The organism is Acetobacter sp., from assembly GCF_022483985.1.
Taxonomy (GTDB): domain Bacteria; phylum Pseudomonadota; class Alphaproteobacteria; order Acetobacterales; family Acetobacteraceae; genus Acetobacter.
On sequence record NZ_JAKVME010000001.1, the window covers coordinates 129,866 to 148,588 of the forward strand.

General features: G+C 61.6%; 17 protein-coding genes. 13 read left to right on the forward strand and 4 right to left on the reverse strand.

Annotated features, from left to right (window positions below):
• Nucleotides 1-6: 6 nt before the first annotated feature.
• The 3 genes from sufU to LKE90_RS00605 are packed head-to-tail and all read left to right on the forward strand — an operon-like array spanning nt 7 to nt 1,287.
• A complete protein-coding gene (gene sufU / locus LKE90_RS00595) occupies nt 7-441 on the forward strand; it encodes a Fe-S cluster assembly sulfur transfer protein SufU (RefSeq protein WP_291493908.1) in 435 nt (144 codons plus the stop codon).
• The gene (locus tag LKE90_RS00600; RefSeq protein ID WP_408737091.1) at nt 438-887 is read left to right on the forward strand and encodes an SUF system Fe-S cluster assembly protein; all 450 of its coding nucleotides are present in this window, start codon (nt 438-440) and stop codon (nt 885-887) included. Before sufU ends, LKE90_RS00600 begins: the two co-directional genes overlap by 4 nt.
• Nucleotides 888-903: 16 nt before the next feature.
• Nucleotides 904-1,287, forward strand: coding sequence for a HesB/IscA family protein (locus LKE90_RS00605; protein WP_291493912.1), 384 nt, complete (start codon nt 904-906; stop codon nt 1,285-1,287).
• A 191-nt stretch (nt 1,288-1,478) separates the two neighbouring features.
• Here LKE90_RS00605 and LKE90_RS00610 read toward each other — a convergent pair whose 3' ends face one another.
• Nucleotides 1,479-2,801, reverse strand: coding sequence for a DNA polymerase IV (locus LKE90_RS00610; protein WP_291493914.1), 1,323 nt, complete (start codon nt 2,799-2,801; stop codon nt 1,479-1,481).
• Nucleotides 2,771-3,703 (reverse strand): ROK family protein, encoded by a 933-nt coding sequence (locus LKE90_RS00615; protein WP_291493916.1) that lies wholly within the window; start codon nt 3,701-3,703, stop codon nt 2,771-2,773. The genes LKE90_RS00610 and LKE90_RS00615 overlap by 31 nt, the downstream gene beginning before the upstream one ends.
• A gap of 141 nt (nt 3,704-3,844) precedes the next feature.
• Here LKE90_RS00615 and LKE90_RS00620 point away from each other — a divergent pair, with 141 nt between their 5' ends.
• The 5 genes from LKE90_RS00620 (at nt 3,845) to LKE90_RS00640 (ending at nt 8,140) form a co-directional block, all read left to right on the forward strand.
• Entirely contained in the window at nt 3,845-4,084 is a 240-nt protein-coding gene (locus LKE90_RS00620) for a sulfurtransferase TusA family protein (protein ID WP_291493918.1), read from the forward strand.
• 155 nt (nt 4,085-4,239) lie between these two features.
• Nucleotides 4,240-4,470 (forward strand): exodeoxyribonuclease VII small subunit, encoded by a 231-nt coding sequence (locus tag LKE90_RS00625; RefSeq protein ID WP_010669009.1) that lies wholly within the window; start codon nt 4,240-4,242, stop codon nt 4,468-4,470.
• Between the two features lie 8 nt (nt 4,471-4,478).
• Nucleotides 4,479-5,408: a polyprenyl synthetase family protein gene (locus LKE90_RS00630; protein ID WP_291493920.1), complete on the forward strand. Its 930-nt coding sequence runs from the start codon at nt 4,479-4,481 to the stop codon at nt 5,406-5,408.
• A 5-nt stretch (nt 5,409-5,413) separates the two neighbouring features.
• The gene (dxs, locus tag LKE90_RS00635; protein ID WP_291501384.1) at nt 5,414-7,396 is read left to right on the forward strand and encodes a 1-deoxy-D-xylulose-5-phosphate synthase; all 1,983 of its coding nucleotides are present in this window, start codon (nt 5,414-5,416) and stop codon (nt 7,394-7,396) included.
• A gap of 3 nt (nt 7,397-7,399) precedes the next feature.
• Entirely contained in the window at nt 7,400-8,140 is a 741-nt protein-coding gene (locus LKE90_RS00640; RefSeq protein WP_291492594.1) for a TlyA family RNA methyltransferase, read from the forward strand.
• Between the two features lie 210 nt (nt 8,141-8,350).
• Here the strand turns inward: LKE90_RS00640 and LKE90_RS00645 are convergent, their stop codons facing one another.
• Nucleotides 8,351-9,295, reverse strand: a complete 945-nt coding sequence (locus LKE90_RS00645; protein WP_291492596.1) for a lysophospholipid acyltransferase family protein — start codon at nt 9,293-9,295, stop codon at nt 8,351-8,353.
• A 489-nt stretch (nt 9,296-9,784) separates the two neighbouring features.
• Between LKE90_RS00645 and nth the strand changes: the two genes are divergently transcribed.
• The 4 genes from nth (at nt 9,785) to LKE90_RS00665 (ending at nt 16,583) form a co-directional block, all read left to right on the forward strand.
• Nucleotides 9,785-10,522: an endonuclease III gene (gene nth / locus LKE90_RS00650; RefSeq protein WP_291492748.1), complete on the forward strand. Its 738-nt coding sequence runs from the start codon at nt 9,785-9,787 to the stop codon at nt 10,520-10,522.
• A gap of 229 nt (nt 10,523-10,751) precedes the next feature.
• The gene (locus tag LKE90_RS00655; RefSeq protein WP_291492597.1) at nt 10,752-11,942 is read left to right on the forward strand and encodes an efflux RND transporter periplasmic adaptor subunit; all 1,191 of its coding nucleotides are present in this window, start codon (nt 10,752-10,754) and stop codon (nt 11,940-11,942) included.
• Entirely contained in the window at nt 11,935-15,045 is a 3,111-nt protein-coding gene (locus LKE90_RS00660) for an efflux RND transporter permease subunit (RefSeq protein ID WP_291492599.1), read from the forward strand. Before LKE90_RS00655 ends, LKE90_RS00660 begins: the two co-directional genes overlap by 8 nt.
• A 2-nt stretch (nt 15,046-15,047) precedes the next feature.
• Nucleotides 15,048-16,583, forward strand: coding sequence for an efflux transporter outer membrane subunit (locus LKE90_RS00665; protein ID WP_291492601.1), 1,536 nt, complete (start codon nt 15,048-15,050; stop codon nt 16,581-16,583).
• 152 nt (nt 16,584-16,735) lie between these two features.
• Here the strand turns inward: LKE90_RS00665 and LKE90_RS00670 are convergent, their stop codons facing one another.
• Nucleotides 16,736-17,506 (reverse strand): AraC family transcriptional regulator, encoded by a 771-nt coding sequence (locus tag LKE90_RS00670; RefSeq protein WP_291492603.1) that lies wholly within the window; start codon nt 17,504-17,506, stop codon nt 16,736-16,738.
• A 406-nt stretch (nt 17,507-17,912) separates the two neighbouring features.
• On the opposite strand from LKE90_RS00670, the gene LKE90_RS00675 reads away from it, so the two are divergent.
• Nucleotides 17,913-18,644, forward strand: coding sequence for an SDR family NAD(P)-dependent oxidoreductase (locus tag LKE90_RS00675; RefSeq protein WP_291492605.1), 732 nt, complete (start codon nt 17,913-17,915; stop codon nt 18,642-18,644).
• The last annotated feature ends 79 nt before the right edge of the window (nt 18,645-18,723 follow it).

Sequence of the window (18,723 nt, forward strand, 5' to 3'; positions counted from 1 at the left end):
CCGGTCATGGACGGATCATCCTGTTATGACGCGCTGATCCTCTTTCGTTCCCGCAGGCCGGAATTTTCCGGCAGCGTGGAAGGGGAGACGGCGACCGCACAGGGGAATAATCCGGTCTGCGGAGACCGCGTGACGCTCTCGCTGCGTGCCACCGACGGGACAGTCGCAGCGGTTCGTCACCAGACACGCGGTTGCGCGATCTGTATGGCGTCCGCCGATCTGATGGCGGAAGCCGTGACAGGACATTCCGTGACTGATGCTCTTGAACTGGGACGCCAGTTTGCCGATATGCTTGAGACCCCTTCCTCGCAGACCATGGTTACGGAAGAGGATGTTCTGCCCGTGGGGTTGCAGGCGTTTCGCCCTCTGAGAACCCATCGCTCCCGTCTGCGGTGCGCGACATTGCCCTGGACAGCGCTGGGGGAGGCGCTCACTCAATGACCGATACCATGCCCGCACAGGACGAACGCAAAATGACGTCGCAGGACACCGAGTTGTCAGATGAAAACAGGGACACTGCGGAAGTGCAGCAGGGTCAGGTTGCGCACTGGACGCCGGATGGAGAAGTGCAGCCAGCCACGGGCGCGCCTTCCGAGGACGCGGTGATCGACGCCATCGCAACGGTGCATGACCCGGAAATCCCGGTGAATATCTATGAACTCGGCCTGATCTACGCGATTGATCTGCATGATGATGGTCGCGTGAAGGTGGAGATGACCCTCACGGCCCCCAACTGTCCCAGCGCGCAGGAACTGCCCGTGCAGGTGCGTGAAGCCGTGGAAAAGGTGCCGGGTGTCACCTCTGCGGAGGTCGATATCGTGTGGGATCCGCCGTGGGACATGTCGCGCATGAGCGACGAGGCCCGCCTTGCCCTCAACATGTTCTGAGTCCGGAGACGCCGAGATGAATACACAGACTTCAGCAGGCCAGACTCCCACCCGTCCGGTTCGTGAACTGCCGCCCGTCATCACGCTTTCGGAAAAGGCCGCCGCCCGTCTGCGGGCGCTTTATGAAGGCGCGAATGTCGGGCAGTTGCTCCGCATCTCGGTCAGCACGAAAGGCTGCTCCGGTCACGCCTACGACATGAACTTTGTCGATGCGGCGGGTACGCCGGGTGATGAGCGCGTCACCAGTCAGGGTGTGACGGTGCTGATCGACCAGAAGGCCGTGCTGTTTCTGATCGGATCACAGATGGACTATCAGACGGGTGACTTCGAGTCCGGTTTTGTCTTCAGCAATCCCAATGAAAAAGGCCGGTGCGGCTGCGGGATGAGCTTTCACGTCTGATCCGCGAAGACGCTTGCTCTCCGGTTTATACCAGAGGCCTTTCTGCCTGGCCTTTTCTGTTGGTGAGACTGACGGGGCGCTACCCCGAGCCCCGCCAAAGGCGCGCCTTTGGAAATCGTTTGCTCTCGACAGACCGGGGGCTGCAGCACCCGCATCGACCCCCGCAAAGATCGCCAGTTATGTCGCGCGACTTACTGCGCCGATCTGTCGCCCAGTGCCCGTCCCCGCTGAACGGCTGCTTTTCCAAACCGTGAGCGCAACGTGTCGATGGCCTGCTGCACGGCGACCCGGCTCTGTGTCTGTGTGTCGGCAAGGTCAGGCGGGTCGGCGTCATCCAGTGGCGCAAGACCATTCGAGCCGAGACCGATCAGCCGAAAGGCCGCATCTCCCACTTCCGGAGCGAGAAGGGTTCGGGCTGCCTGAAACAGGCGTTCCGGCAGAACGGTCGGGGTATGCAGCTTCATCGCCCGGCTGCGGGTCTGGAAACTGGCCGTACGCAGCTTGAGGGAAATACCTTGTGTCGCAACCTCCTTGCGCTTCAGACGAAGGGCAAGCTGTTCACAGAGATCCCACAGTTCCCTTTCCAGCAGAACCGTATCGTGGATATCCCGCGTGAATGTTACTTCGGTGCTGACGGATTTGACAGGATGAAAGGGCGTCACCTTCCGGGAGCTTTCTCCGCGCGCTCTTGCCACCAAATCCGGTCCGCGTGGCCCCAGACGCCGGAACGCCTCTTCCGTCGTCAGGGACGCGACCGCGCCCAATCTTGTCAGGCCGAGCTTCTGGAGCGAGTCTTCCTGCGCCCTGCCGATACCGGGCAGAAGTCTGACCGGTTTGTCGGCCAGCCACTCCCGCGCTTCCGTGCCGATCACGCCATAGCCACGGGGTTTGTCGATTCCGGCGGCAAGTTTGGCCATCAGGGGGTTGGTGGCGAGGCCGACCGAAATCGTCACCCCAAGTTCCTTTTCCACCCGTAGGGCCAGCCGCGCCACGACCACACAGGGAAGCGCGCCATGCAGTTCCCGTGTGCCTGAGAGATCCAGCGCGGCCTCGTCAATGGATCTGACTTCCACCAGCGGCGTCAGTTCACGCATCATGGTGCGGATGCGCTCGGCCACGATGCGGTAGGCCGCGATATCCGGAGGAAGCACCACGGCGTCCGGACAGAGTTCGCGGGCGCGGCGCATCGGCATGGCGGAACGCGCGCCGGTCAGGCGGGCGATGTAGCAGGCCGTGCTGACGACCCCGCGCTCACCCGTGCCGCCCACGAGAAGAGGCCTGTTCTTCAGTTCGGGACGACGCTGCTTTTCGACGCTGGCGAAAAAGGCGTCACAGTCGATATGGGCGATGGAAAGGCGTGTCAGTTCAGGATGGGAAACCAGTCGTCGGGAACCGCAGGCCGGACAGCGCGACACGGCTGAGCCGTCCTGTGGCCAGAACAGGTCCGGGCAATCCCGGCACAGAACCGGATATTTGCCTGTGTTCAGCGAATTTCCCCGATGTCCCAAAGCCATGCCGCCCCCCGGACACCAGAGCTGTCTCCATGTTTGTTGACAAGCAGTTCCGTCCTGCACACGGGCGTTATGATATTGCGTGACAGCAGTTCAGGCACTCTGGCGAGAGTGGCTTTGAGATTGGACACGCCGCCGCCGAAGACGATGGCGTCGGGATCGAGAAGGTTGATGACGAGCGAGCAGGCGCGGGCCAGATGATCCACATAGGCGTCAAGGGCCGCCTGAGCCTTTTTGTCCCCGGTCGCAGCGGCTTCCTCGATACCTTCAGCACTTCGTGTCCCTTCGCCTTTCCAGGCCGTCGCCAGAGCAGGGCCGCAGAGGAAGCGCTCAAGGCAGCCCTCATTGCCACAGAAGCAGCGTGGCATCGGGAATTCTTCCCGGCGTGGCCAGGGCAGGGGGATATGGCCCCATTCACCTGCGATGTGGTGGTGACCGCTGAGCAGTTTGCGGTCCACGACGAGGCCACCGCCCATGCCTGAGCCGATGATGACGCCGAAGACAACGCTGCGCCCGCTTGCCGCGCCGTCGATGGCCTCAGAAAGGGCGAAGCAGTTGGCGTCATTCTCGACGCGGACCTTGCGCCCAGTGACGCGGGGCAGATCGACGCCGAACGGCATGGCGTTCAGCCATGTGGCGTTGGCGTTCTTGATCAGCCCCGTCGTATCGTCGATCGAGCCGGGTATGCCAATTCCGAAAGGCAGGCGTGCACCGGAGCTGCTTCCGTCTTCCAGCCCCAGTCTGGCGGTGGTGGCGTCAAGAAGATCCCTGATGGCGAGCATCATCGGCTCATACGTGCCGGGATTCGGCGCACGTTCGCGCAGAAGGATGTCTCCGGCCGGGCCCATGGCCACGACTTCGATCTTGGTGCCTCCCAGGTCGATGCCAAGGCGTATGCTGTTCATGCTGACTATCCGTTACTGCGTGTCGTGCGAAACGATCTGTTAAGGTTACTTCAAAGCAGATAGTACAGTCATGTTCCAGACCCGCCCGGAACGCAGGGATAAGAGCCCGAGCGGCGATGCTGAAAGTCAGGGAAAGAAAACATGAGCGAGACTCTTCTGGATGTGAGAGGTCTTTCCTGTCCATTGCCGGTTCTCAAGGCCAACAAGGCCCTGCGTGCGCTTGCGACCGGCGACCATCTCCGTGTGCTGGCCACCGATCGGGCGTCTTCAGCCGATTTTCGCAGCTTCTGCCGGGAGACGGGACACGCCCTTGTCGCGTTTGGAGAGGAGGCGGGCGTGCTGTCTTTCGTGATCCGGAAAAAGAGCGAAGAGCCCGTCTGAGAAGTGGCAGGCCGATGCGAAGAGGCGACATCTGCCGGGAAATCGACATTTTTACAGGGGAAAGTAGCCCCTGAATGTCATCTCCGGTCTTGGCATCCGCGTGCGTGCGGGGTAAGGGCAGCGGCTTGATGACCTGACCGAGGATGCTGTTTGACATGACGGGCGATACCAATTCCCTGTCCTTCGAGGACGCCCTCACCGAGCTTGAGCGGATCGTCCGGAGCCTTGAAGGCGGACAGCTCAAGCTTGAAGAGGCCATCACATCCTATGAACGCGGTGCGGCGTTGCGTGCCCACTGTGAAAGCAAGCTGCGCGAGGCCGAAGAGCGCGTGCAGGCTATCGTCAAGCGGGCTGACGGCTCGCTTGACGCCAAGAACGTGGATTGAAGTTCGTCATGACCAGCCCCGGTGCAAGCACAAATCCCACCTCTTCCGAAGCGTTGGGCGTCTCTCTCAAACAACGCGCCGCCGCCGTGGAAGTCGCGCTTGATCGGCTGATTCCTCAGGTCGACGGTCCGGAAGCACGCGTGATCGACGCCATGCGCTATGCGACGCTGGGTGGTGGAAAGCGCCTGCGCGGCTATCTTGTGGCGGAAGTGGCGTCTCTGTTCCCGGAGCGGGATGGCGAGGAAGGGGCCTATCGTGCAGCGGCCTCCGTCGAGATGCTGCATGCCTACTCCCTCGTGCATGATGACCTGCCCGCGATGGATGACGACGATCTCCGTCGTGGTCAGCCGTCCACCCATCGCAAGTTCGACGAGGCGACCGCCATCCTAGCCGGTGACGCGCTCCAGACGCGCGCTTTCGAGGTGCTGGCCGAGACTGAAACCCATCCTGACGCCGCTGTGCGGATTCAGCTTGTGCTGGCTCTGGCGCAGGCTTCCGGCGCGGCTGGCATGGTCGGCGGCCAGATGATCGACATGGAAGGCGAGGGCCGCGCCCTTTCCCTGAAGGAAGTCAGCCATCTGCACGCCCTGAAGACCGGTTGCCTGATCCGCTATTCGGCCGAGGCTGGCGCGATTCTGGGCGGCGCGAATCCCGAACAGCGTGAGCGCATCGCCAGTTATGGCCGTGATATCGGCGCGGCCTTCCAGATCGCGGACGACGTGCTGGATGCAACGGCGACCGAGGAAGAACTCGGCAAGACGGCCGGGAAGGATCAGGCTGCGGAAAAGTCGACCTTCGTGGCGCTGCTGGGGATCGACGGCGCTCGCAGGGAGGCTGAGAAGCTGGCCGATCGGGCGTGCCATGCCCTTGATATTTTTGGTGAAAAAGCCGATCGGCTACGCGACCTTGCGCGTTATGTCGTAGAGCGCAGGAGCTGAGAGCCATGAGCGATACGTCAGGATCCATCCCCACGCGTGGTCGTTTTCCGTTACTGGACCGTGTTTCGCAGCCTGTTGACCTGCGGAACCTGTCGATCGACCAGCTCAAGCAGGTCGCGGACGAGCTTCGGTCGGAGACGGTCGAGACGGTGTCCACAACAGGCGGTCACCTCGGCGCATCGCTGGGCGTGGTGGAACTGACGGTCGCCATCCATGCCGTGTTCGACACCCCCGACGACCGGCTGATCTGGGACGTGGGCCATCAGGCCTACCCGCACAAGATCATCACCGGACGCCGCGACCGCATCCGCACCCTGCGCCAGCCGGGCGGCCTGTCGGGCTTCACCCGCCGCTCGGAGAGCGAATACGACCCGTTCGGCGCGGCCCACTCCTCCACCTCCATCTCCGCCGGTCTCGGCATGGCCGTGGCGCACCATCTGCGCGCCGAAGACGACCCGTCCTACCGCGAGCGCAATGTCATCGCCGTGATCGGCGACGGTTCGATCTCCGCCGGCATGGCCTATGAGGCGATGAACAACGCCGCCGTCGCCGGTGAGGGCGCGGAACGGCTGATCGTCATCCTCAACGACAACGAGATGTCCATCGCGCCGCCGGTCGGCTCGATGTCGAACTACCTCTCCCGCCTGATGTCCTCGCGCCAGTTCATGGGCCTGCGCGACCTCGCCGGGAAGTTCGTGAAGAAACTGCCGGACCGTCTGGAACGCACCGCCAAGAAGGCCGAGGAATATGCCCGCGGCATGATCACCGGCGGCACGCTGTTCGAGGAACTCGGCTTCTATTATGTCGGCCCGGTCGACGGGCACGACCTGACCCAGCTCGTGCCGATCCTGCGCAATCTGCGCGACACGGATCAGGGTCCGATCCTGCTGCATGTCATCACCGAGAAAGGCCATGGCTACAAGCCGGCCGAGGCGGCGGGCGACAAGTATCACGCCGTGGCGAAGTTCAACGTCGTTACTGGCGAGCAGAAGAAAGCCCCTCCGGGACCGCCGTCCTGGACCAACATCTTCGCCCGTGAGCTGGTCGATCGCGCCGCCACCGACAGCCGCATCACGGCCATCACCGCCGCGATGCCGTCCGGTACGGGGCTCGACAAATTCGCGGCGAAGTTCCCCGACCGGTTCTTCGATGTCGGCATCGCCGAGCAGCACGCCGTCACCTTCGCCGCCGGTATGGCGACGGAAGGGCTGCGTCCGTTCTGCGCGATCTACTCCACCTTCCTGCAACGCGCCTACGATCAGGTCATGCATGACGTGGTGCTGCAGAAGCTGCCTGTGCGCTTCGCCATTGACCGCGCCGGTCTGGTCGGCGCCGACGGCGCGACGCATGCGGGCTCGTTCGACATCGCCTATCTGGGCTGCCTGCCGGGCATGACCATCATGGCGCCGTCCGACGAGATTGAGCTTCTGAACATGACGGCCACGGCCTGCGAGTTCGATGAAGGTCCGATCGCCCTGCGGTATCCGCGTGGCAACACCTATGGTCTGGAGCTGCCCGCGAAGGGCGAGATCATCCAGATCGGCAAGGGGCGCATCGTTCGTGAGATGGGTCAGCAGTCCGGGCGCGAGAAGGGCGGCATCGCCATCCTGTCGCTCGGTCCGCGTCTGGAGGAGGCGCTGAAGGCCGCCGACCAGCTCGCCGCGCACGGCCTGCCGCCGACGGTGGCCGACGCCCGCTTCGCCAAACCGCTGGACACGCAGCTTGTCGAGCAACTCGCCCGCGACCATGCCGTTCTGATCACCATCGAGGAAGGCTCTGTCGGCGGGTTCGGATCGCTGGTCGCCCAGCATCTCTCACAGACCGGCCTGCTCGATCACGTCCGCCTGCGCACCATGACGCTCCCCGATACGTTCATCGACCATGACAGCCAGTTCGAGCAATACAACACAGCACGCCTCAACGCTCCCCATATCGTCCAGACAGCAATCAAGGCGTTGGGTGTGAACGTCAGCGAGCAGATCGCCTGATTCATGGCGAAGCGCCGCGTAGACCAGCTTCTCGTTGATCGGGGGCTGGTCGAAAGCCGTACGAAGGCGCAGGCCCTCATCATGGCGGGGCTTGTCTACACCAGTGACCGACGTATCGCGAAAGCAGGGGATCTGTTGCCCGAAGAAGCGCCTCTGGCGCTCAAGGGACAGGATCATCCGTGGGTTTCCCGTGGGGGGCTGAAGCTCTCCCATGCGCTGCCGTTCTTCGGTTTTTCCCCTGAAGGCCGGACCGGTCTGGATGTGGGCGCATCCACCGGCGGTTTTACCGATGTCCTGCTGACCAATGGCGCGAGCAAGGTTTATGCCGTCGATGTCGGGCATGGCCAGTTGGCGTGGAAGCTGCGCTCCGATCCTCGTGTCGTGGTGATGGAGAAGCAGAACGCCCGGGCTCTGGACGCCAAGATTATTCCTGTTTCCATCGGCGCGGTCGTGTGTGACGCCAGCTTCATCGGTCTGCGCACGGTGCTGCCCGCGGCTCTGTCGCTCACCGCACCGGACGCTTGGGCTGTTGCGCTGATCAAGCCGCAGTTCGAAGCCGGACGTGAGCATGTGGGTGCGAAAGGCGTCGTGCGTGATCCTGTCATTCACAAACAGGTCTGTGAAATGATTTCTGACTGGTGGAAGACCCTGCCGGGATGGGAGGTGCTGGGTGTGGAAGCCAGCCCGATCACCGGACCGGAAGGGAACCGCGAGTTTCTGATTGGCGCACGGCGGACCGGGTGAATGAGGGGCTTTCTTCGTCCCCGCCTGTGACTGAAACTGAACAGTTTCAAAATCACATCATGTCACTCGACAGTTTCTGAGCGCCGCTTTTTTTCAGAAAAAGCGGCGTCCCATTATCCTCCGGAGCAGTCATCAGGGAGGCGAGTGAGAACCATTACACTCGTTATCCTGCCCCAATGAGCAGCCTGTGCGTTACATGAGATCAGTCGGTTACGCGGCCATCTCTTCGGGCGCCGTTGGATTGGCGACCGCTTTCGGCCATCGACGATGGAACCACAGCCATTGCTGGGGCTCTGCTCTGATCCAGCCCTCAAGATGCGCGTTCACGGCCTTCATGATCGACACCTGATCGGCGGTCCGCTCGCCGGTCGTGACGAAATCCAGGGCGGGTTCGCACACAAGCCGAAACCGGGCCGTGCCGATCCGCACGACATGGATCGGCACGATATTACGCTCAAAACGCGCAGCAAGCTGGGCGAGGGCTGGGGCCGTCCACGCCGTCTGCCCGAAGAAGGGAACGGCGATGCCGTCATTCATCTTCTGGTCCACCAGCAGCCCGAGCGTGCCGCCAGCGCTCAGATGGCCGATGATGTCTCTCGCGCCTCGCGCGCCCTTTGGAAACATCCGTGTTCCATGTCCTGCCTCACTGCGGAGCTGCTGGATCAGACGTTCGATCACGGGATTTGACGATGCCCGGTAAACGCCACCGACCGGCAGGCCCAGTGCGCCAGCGATGGGCAGAATCATTTCCCAGTTGCCGAGATGGGCGGAAAAAAACAGCGGTGGCAGCCCGTTCTTCTGGGCCGCGTCGATATGTTCCTGACCTGAAATCTCCCAGCCCGGCCCGGCCGAAGTGCGTTCCAGCTTTCCAAGATGGGAAAATTCCCCGATCACGCGCCCCAGATTGTTCCATGCTCCCCGGACAATCCTTTCCTGTTCATCCTTTCCCATATCGGGAAAGGCGAGGGTGAGGTTGCCTCTGGCGACCCGGGAGACAGGCAGAAGCGGGCCTATGGCTCCGGCGAAATGGCCGCCGATGCCGGAGGACCACCCTATACCGAGGAGACGCATCAGCCCAACGGCGCTGTTGAACGCCAGTCCGGTCAGATAACCGCCAATGCGGTCCCTGCCGGAGGACACCGGGGCGGGCGTCATGAAGGTGTGAAAAGTCCGAAAGTGTTTGCTGTGAGCGCATGCAGGAAGTGCGTCCACGGTCTGACAGCAGATAGGGTTCCTGCCGGAAACTGCCTGAAACGCATGAGGGTGTTACCTGAGGTGAGAGGGGCGGGAATTGCCACCCTGCACGCAGCGCCTCTAGCACATCGAAGACTGAAAAGACGTAACAAATGGTCTCGGGACCGACCGTTCCGTCACAGGCGGAGGGAGAGGTGGGCGGGAGTGACCGTTGATGCCAGCGCTGAACAGGACAGACATTGGAGCCGTAACAGCCCGTATGGTCGTCTTCGTTTCGACTGCCGGGAGCGGCATCCGTTCAGACTGGATCGCGGCCGTTACTCACATGCCCGATATCCCGCTCTCTTTCATGACAACCCCGTTTTGTCCGTCGAGTCTACTGCTGCTCATGCACGCCTGATCATCTTTTCCGGTTTTGACGAACGGTCCGTTCTGTCCAATAAACACCCCATGCCGCCAACCCGCTCCAAAAAAACGGTGCCACCAGCCAAGGCCGACATCCCGCGTCTTCCCAACGGCACCGCCATTGCCCCCCGCGATATGACGAAGCCGGAACTCACCCGCTTTCTCGCTGATCTGGCGAAAGCGTGGCCGGACCCGGAAACCGAGCTGGTGTTCAGTTCGCCCTACCAGCTTCTCGTCGCCACGGCTCTGGCGGCGCAGGCGACGGACAGTTCGGTCAACAAGGCGACGCCCGCGCTGTTCGCGGTCGCTCCTGGTCCGAGGGAAATGGCGGAACTCGGCGAAGACGCGGTCGGCGGCTATATCAAGACCATCGGCCTGTGGCGGAACAAGGCGAAGAACGTCGTCGCCCTGTCGCGTGATCTTCTCACGCGGCATGGGGGCGAGGTGCCTGCTGACCGTGATGCTCTGGAGGCGCTGCCCGGTGTCGGACGCAAGACGGCGAATGTCATTCTGAACGTCGCCTACGGACTTCCGGCCATGCCGGTCGATACCCATTGTTTCAGGCTGGCCAACCGGACGGGGCTGGCGCGTGGCAGGACGGTTCTGGATGTGGAAAATGCGCTGGAGGCCCGTATCCCGCGCGATCAGCTACGGGACTCGCATCACTGGCTGATCCTGCAGGGACGATATGTCTGCAAGGCCCGGCGGCCGGAATGTTGGCGCTGCGCTGCGGTGAAGGACTGCCTTTATCCTGAAAAGGAAATGATCGCGCCCAGAAGATAGGGCGGGACGGCCATGTTCATCAGAAAACCATGATCGTCATGTAAATGTCATTGTTATTGCAGCAGTGATACGAGTCTTGATGGCCGGTCGCCCGTTGCGCTGGCTGCTACTGTGTTCTAGGTGCAGAGGCGCATTCCCGGACAGGTTTCAGGCCATTGCATCAAAGTTGCCTCCGCCCGTTCTCCCGTCTGCTCTTTGGTCCGCAATGAAGATTTATGCCCTCTGTATCATGCGATTCAAGGTCGCTTTTCCGGCTGTTCGTTCTGTCCTCGGCAGGGTCGAGCGCAGGGCGATGCCGCCTGCCCGGAACGGAGGGCCGTTGATCGACGTGGTCAGGCCTATGGTCGCGGCGTTGTGCATGGGCCTGCTGACGGCAGGTTCGGCATATGCGGACGGTCAGGTTCCCGTGCAGCGCGGGGCGGATGGACGGGTGGTCGTCCCGGAAGGCTCGCCGGTGGACAGACGACTGACCGTCAGTCCCGTGACGGTCAGTCACTGGAACCGGGGCACGACAGCGCCCGGTGTGATCGTGGCGGAGCCAGCGCGAAACGTCACTGTGTTCTCTCCCGCGGCTGGCAAGGTGCTGGATGTCGCGGTCCGGGTGGGCGAGCATGTGGATGTCGGTGACGAAATCGCCCATATTCTCTCGGCTGACGCGGCGCAGGCCTCCGCTGATGAACTGAAGGCGCAGGCGGCGCTTGATCTCGCCAGCCGGACGCTTCGCCGCGCGCAGGGCGTGCTGGCGGCTGGCGGTGAGGCGGTCAAGGATGTGGAGAACGCAAAGTCCGGCTACGCGCAGGCGCAGGCCGAGGAGCAGCGCGCCCGCACGCATCTTGAATCCCTCTCCACCAGCGTAAACGCGGGCGGCGTCATCACGCTGAGATCGCCCATCGAAGGAGCGGTCGGCAGCGTCAACACCACGGCGGGGATGAATGTCGTGGATATGACGCAGCCGCTGGCGGTGGTGACCAATATCGCGGAAGTCTGGGCGGTCGCCAGCGTGCCGGAACGTGATATCCGCAACGTGGAACTCGGGCAGGCCGTCAACCTGACGCTTCCGGCTTTCCCCGGTCAGATTTTTCATTCCACCGTGTCCGGAATCGAGCCGATCATGCAGGCCGATACGCAGGTTCTGATGGTGCGTGTCATTCTGCCGAATGTGGACCGCAAGCTGCATCCGAACATGTACGCCAACATGACGGTCATGGCCTCGCAGCCGGAAACCATTTCCGTGCCGCAATCCGCTCTGGTCATGAATAACGATCAGGTGACGGTCTTCGTGGAGACGGCGCCGCATGTGTTCGAACGCAGGGCCGTGCAGGTGATCTATGACGATGGCGCTCTCTGCCGGATCACCTCGGGGCTGGCCCCGGGCGACCGTATCGTGACGACCGGCGCGGTCCTGCTCAACGATGATTAACGCCGTCATCGCGGGATGCCTGCGCCAGCGTAAGCTCGTTTTTTTGGGAGCGCTCATTCTGGCGCTCGCCGGACTGTTCGCATGGCGCAACATCGCCATCGAAGCCTATCCCGATCTTGGCGCTGTCACCGTTCAGGTTTCGACACAGGTGCCGGGTCTGGCCGCCGAGGAAATCGAACAGCAGATCACCATTCCCCTCGAACGGCAGCTTGCCAGCACGCCGGGGATTGTGGATTCCCGCTCCAGCAGCACCTTCGGACTGTCCCTGATCACGCTGATCTTCAAGGACGGCACGGACGTCTATTTCGCCCGTCAGCGCGTCACGGAGCAACTGGCTCAGGTGACTGTGCCGTATGGCGCGACACCGGGACTCGGGCCGGTCACGGGGCCATCCGGCGAGATTTATCGCTACACGCTGGAGTCCGACCGCGCCAATCTGATGCAGCTTTCGGACATCCAGCGCTGGATCGTCATGCCCGCGCTCCAGCAGATACCGGGTATCGCAGCGGTCAACAATTTCGGCGGCTTCACCAAGGAATATCAGCTCGTCCTCACGCCCGGCGCGTTGCAGCGTTACGGAATCGGCCTGAATGATGTCATCACGGCGATGCAGAACAACAACGCCAATGCCGGTGGCGGCCGCGTGACACGCGGCGAGCAGTCCTACGTTGTGCGCGGCTCCGGTCTTGTCCGGACGCTGGACGACATGGGCGAGATCGCGGTGGCCCAGCATCATGGCGTGCCGATCCTGCTGAATGATCTGGGACGTCTCCAGATGGGACATCAGGTGCGGGAAGGTATTCTCGGCAAGGATTCCAACCCCGACACGATCGAGGGCATCGTGACGATGCTCACCGGCCAGAACGCTTCTCTGGTGCTGGAAAAGGTCCATGCGCAGGTGAAGCAGCTCCAGAAGCAGCTCGACCCGATGGGCGTGAAGATCGTCCCCTATATCGACCGCGACATGCTGGTGAAGGCGACCACCGACAAGGTGATGGACACCGTGTTCAAGGGTGTCCTGCTGGTGGTCGTGGTGCTGCTGGTGTTCCTCGGCAGTCCCCGCAGCGCGCTTGTGGCGGCGGTGACCATTCCTTTGGCGCTGGCGATGGTCTTCGTCATCATGGACCTTGTCGGGATGCCCGCGAACCTGTTCTCGCTGGGCGCCATCGACTTCGGCGTGGTGGTGGACGGCGCCATCGTGGTGACGGAAGCGATCCTGCGGATTCGCGAGGAACGCCCGACGCAGAAGATCCAGATGAAGGATATTCTCGGCGTCACCAATCATATCGGGCGGTCGATCCTGTTCTCGACGCTGATCATCATCGTGGCCTACAGCCCGCTATTCGCCTTCGACGGTGCGGAAGGCAAGCTGTTCCGCCCGATGGCCTTTACCGTCAGTTTTGCACTGTTCGGCGCCTTGCTCAGCGCCACGATGCTCACGCCTGCGCTGGCGTGGCTGGCCATGCGCAAACCGCACAAGCTGTTTCATAACAGGCCGCTCGAATGGCTGCGCCACCAGTATATCCGCTGGCTGGGGCATATCGTGGACCGGCCGTTTCTGGCCTATCTCGGCGGCGGCGCGGCGTTCGCACTGGTGATCGTGCTGGGTCTCAGCACCGGGCGTGAGTTTCTGCCGGAACTGGACGAAGGCGCGTTGTGGCTTCAGGTCGGACTGCCCTCCGGTATCTCGCTCGACAAGGCCAGTGCGATGGCGAGCGAAATCCGCAAGGCAGTGAATGAGTTTCCGGAGATTTCCTACGCCATAACCCAGCTTGGGCGGAACGATTCAGGCACCGATCCCTGGACACCATCGCACATCGAAATGCCGGTGGGGCTGAAACCCTACGGCACGTGGCCCGCGGGAGAGACGAAGGCGCAGTTCGAGCATCGTCTGCGGGAGCGTCTGAGGCAGATTCCCGGTATCAGCTTCGATATCAGCCAGCCGATTGAAGACGGCATGAACGATCTTGTCGGCGGCGCGCATTCGCCGCTGGTGCTGCGTGTCTATGGTCAGGATTTCGGTGAACTGCGGCGGATCGGCGACGAGATCGTGAAGGTTCTGCATTCCGTCGCCGGTACGCGTGACGCTTCGATCTTTCAGGGACCGGAAATTCCGGAACTCGCCATTACCGTGGATCGCTCGGCCATCGCCCGTTACGGAGTCTCTGTCGCTGACGTGATGGCGGTGATCCAGAACGGGATCGGCGACGCGCCTGTCACGCAGGTCTATGTCGGTGATCGGACCTACAACATGACGGTCCGTTTCCAGCCGGACGAGACAGCCAATCTTCAGAAGCTTGGTCACCTTCCGCTGACCGGCACGTCAGGAGACCATATCCCTCTTGAGGCGCTTGCGAAAATCCGTCTGGAAACCGGCGAGAGCAATATCTCGCACGAGAACAACCGGCGGCAGATCACCATCCGCGTGAACAATGGCGACCGGCCCCTGTCCCAGTATCTGACGGATGCCCAGACCCATATCGACCGGGAAGTCCATTTCGATACGTCGAAATATCGGCTGGAATGGGCGGGGACTTTCCAGCAGCAGCAGCGGGCGCAGGCGCGTCTGAGCGTGGCGCTGGCGATCATGTTCGCCGTCATGCTCCTGCTGCTGTTCGGCGAATTCCGGCTGTTCCGTCAGGCTGTTCTGGTGCTCGGCGTCGTGCCGCTGGCCACGCTCGGAGGGCTGATCGCCCTGCATGTGCGTGGGGAAACCCTGAACGTCGCTACCGTGGTCGGCTTCATCGCGCTGTTCGGGGTCGCGATCCAGAACGGAATCATCATGATTTCCAACATCAATCGCCTGCGCTCGGAGGGCAATTCCCTGCGTGATGCGGTTCTGGAGGGGGCAGGCGAGCGGTTCCGCCCCGTCCTGATGACGGCGACCGTCGCGTCCGTTGGCATGCTGCCCGCAGCGATCGCAACCGGCATTGGTACGGATGTGCAACGCGGTCTGGCGACGGTCGTGGTGGGCGGACTGGGAATCGCCACCATTCTGACCCTGTTCATCCTGCCGACCTATTACGCCGAGATGGAAGCTATGTTCGAGCGCCGTCGGCAGAGTCGGATGAACGCGCCTCAGAATGGTGATGGAGGAGACTGACAATGAAGCGGTACGGTCTTTTCAGCACCCTGCCTCGTCATGCCGGCGTTTCCTTCAGCGTTCTGATGCTGGCAGGCTGCGCTGTCGGGCCGGATTTTCACCGCCCGTCCGCGCCTGTCACGTCCTACATGCAGGGTGGTCTGCCGAAAAGTAGCGGTGGTCGGACGGGTGTTTCGTCTGCGCTGGATGGCGATCAGATTTTCCGCCCGGACGCGGATATTCCCGCCGACTGGTGGCGGCTGTTCCATTATCCGGAACTGGATCAGCTCTTGAAGCGGATTCTGGCGCGCAACCCGTCTCTGGAGGCCGCCAAACAGTCTCTCTATGCCGCCCAGCAGGACAAGCTGGCCTCGGAAAGCGCGCTGTATCCTTCGGTCAGCGGTTACTTTAATCCGGCCCGTTTCAAGACGTCCCGCGCCTATTCCAATGTGCCGATAGCCAATTCATGGCTTTACAACATGCACACGGCGCAACTGAATATTTCGTACTCGCCAGACCTGTGGGGCGGGATACGTCGTCAGGTCGAGGCCGCCGCCGCCGAGCGGGAGGCGCAGAAATATCAGCTTGAGGCCGCGTGGCTCACGCTGACGAGCTCCGCCGTGGACGCCGCCATTTCCTATGCGATGGTCCGCGAGGAAATCGCCACGACAAACACCCTGATCAGCCAGCAGGAAGCTGTGCTGCATTCAATGGAGATGCAGCAGAAACTAGGCGATGTCTCGCTGGCCGATCTGGCGCAGCAGCAGACCCTTCTGGCCCAGACCCGGGCGACGCTGCCGACTCTCCGTCAGACGCTGGCTGCCCTGCATGACGAGATTGCGGCGCTGGCCAACGATCAGCCGGATCAGCCGACGCCGGAGTTCGAACTGGCCCGCTTTACGCTGCCCGCCGAACTTCCGGTCAGTCTTCCCGCGCAGCTCATCAATCAGCGGCCGGACATCAGGACTTCCGAGGCGTATTATCACGTCGCCTGCGCGCATGTCGGTGTGGCCATCGCCAATCGTCTGCCGAATGTACAGCTTGGATTTTCACCGGGTTTCGCCGCGGCAAGCATCGCGCAGATGGCGGCTCCCGGCTACGGCCAGTGGCAACTGGCGGCGATGCTCAGTCAGCCGCTTTTCGACGGATTTGAGCTTCAGCATCAGGAGACCGGGGCGCGGCGCAGGTATGACGAGGCTGCCGCCCAGTATCGCTCGACCATCATCACGGCAATCGAGGATGTCGCGGATAGTCTCAATGCCGTCCACAATGATTCAGACATGCTGATCCAGACCGAGAACGCGGCGCAGGCGGCGGCGAAAAGCGCCAGCATCGCGCTGGCCCAGCTTCGTCTGGGAGATGTCAGCCGGGTCGCCATGCTGAACGCGCAGCAGGCCGAGTTACAGGCTAAGCTGGCTCTGGCGCAGGCACAGGGCGCGAGACTGTCCGATACGGTCGGACTCTTTCAGGCGCTCGGTGGCGGCTGGTGGAACCGTGTGGATGATCCGGCGAACGCGCCGAAAGCGGGTGGCAAAAAGAGGCTACAGCAAAAGGGCTGAGGCTCTTTGGCGATGGGCTGGTTCAGGGTGCGTTATCTCTGGGACATTACCCAGCGGTCCCCTGCGGGTGCGGGTAGAGCCCGGATAAGGGGTAATGGTTCAAGGCCGCAGCCATAGACAGGCCCGGAAAGCGCAAAGTCCCCGAAAACATCCTACCGCCAGATCGCTTCATTTTCGTCCTTGTAGCGGTCGATGCCGATCGTGCGGATGCGTTTCATGTCGGCATGAGGCGGCAGCCCGAACACTTTTCTGTATTCCCGATTGAACTGGGAAGGACTTTCGTACCCCACACGGAATCCGATTTCAGCCACGGATATGCCGTCATGAAGCAGCATGCGGCGGGCTTCCTGCATCCGGAGACGCAGGCGGTATTGCAGCGGCGTGAGGTTGGTGGCCTGCTGGAACTTTTTATAGAAGCGGGAACGGCTCATTCCGGCAAGAGCGGGGAGAGCGGCCATGTCGCCATTTTCAGAAAACCCCTGTTTTAGAAAAGCGATTGCCCGATTGATGCCGGACAGGTCGCTTCTGTCGTTGGCAATGTCGTGCAGCGTTTTTCCCTGTTCTCCTGCCAGCATCCGATAGATGATTTCCTTTTTGATCAGGGGCGCAAGAAAATGAATATCCTGTTGTGAATCCAGACAGTTCAGGAATCGTAGCAGCGTTTCGAGAAGATCGTCGGTGAGTGCGCCGAGACCCATGCCTGTGTGAGAGGATGGACGCGGCATGGCATCTGTACCGCAGGCTTTGATCACTTCCAGAATTTCCAGCGGCGAGAAAGCGATGCAGGCTGCAAGGTAGGGTTTTTCCGGAGACGCCTCGGTGATCATGCCTGAGACCGGCAGATCGACGGTCGAGATGAGATACTGGCGTTCGTTGTAATCGTAGGTTTTGTCGTAAAGGGAGACCTGCTTGCTGCCCTGCACGACGATATAGATGCGGGGTTCATAGACAAGAGCACCGGGTCTGTTTTCCGCTCGGATTTATAGAGCGTCAGGCAGTTGATGCCGGTTCTGACGACCTTGTCCTGACAGAGAACAGTGACACGCGACTGGATTTTGCTGAGTGCATCAGAAGTCATGAAAACCATTCGAGTGATTGGGTCTATAGAAAATCAGGCAATTTTTTGGGAAGATCATTCTATCCCATTCATGTCGTTTTGGCGCAAACCATCGCAGGATAAGGGGAGGGGATTGCATGGGAGAAAGTGCGTCGTGATTGTCCGCTAGCCGGTCATCATCCTGTGTGGCCGGATATGGCGGAGTTTTGATTTTTCACGATACCTTCAAACAGTAATTCCTTTCGATAAGAGTTAAACGAGGGATATCAATCATGACTGATCGTGTTGCTGTGATTACCGGCGGAAGCCGTGGCATCGGCGCTGCTGTTGCCGAACATCTTGCCAGAGACGGATTCGATATCGCGTTTTCCTATGCGCGGAGCGAGGCGCAGGCCAACGAGCTGTGCAGGAAAATCGAGCAGATCGGGCGGAAAGCCAAAGCCATTCAGGCCGATGGCGCGACCGTTGAAGGCAACAGGAAAATCATCGCTGAAACTGTGAGTCATTTTGGGCGGATTGATGCTCTGGTGTGCAACGCGGGTGCTTATCCTTACACAACCATTGATCAGGCCAGCGTCGAAGACATCGAGAAAGTCCTGAACCTCAATGTGCGTGGCGTCATGATCGAGACGCGGGAAGCGCTCCAGCACATGAAGAGCGGTGGACGCATCATCCTGATGGGGTCGGCCTTTGCCGGGCGTCTGCCGTTCCCCGGCCTGTCTCTCTATGGCGCGACAAAAGCCGCGCTGCGTGGCTTTGCTCAGGGCGCCGCCCGTGATCTCGGTAAAAAAGGCATCACCATCAACGTGGTGGAACCCGGCCCGATCGACACCGACATGAATCCGGCTGATGCGGAGGGAGCGGCGGCTCTTGCGGGTTTCGTTGCAACCGGTGCTTACGGTCATGTCGGGGACATCGCCCGCATGGTGGCGTTCCTTGCCCGGCCGGATGCCGGGTATGTCACAGGTGCTGCGATTCCTGTGGATGGCGGGCTGCTGGCCTGATTGCGGCAGGAACGTGCAGCAGACACGGGGGCTGTTGTGTGCGTCATGGCTGCTCCCCTCTTGAAACGATCCTGTCTTC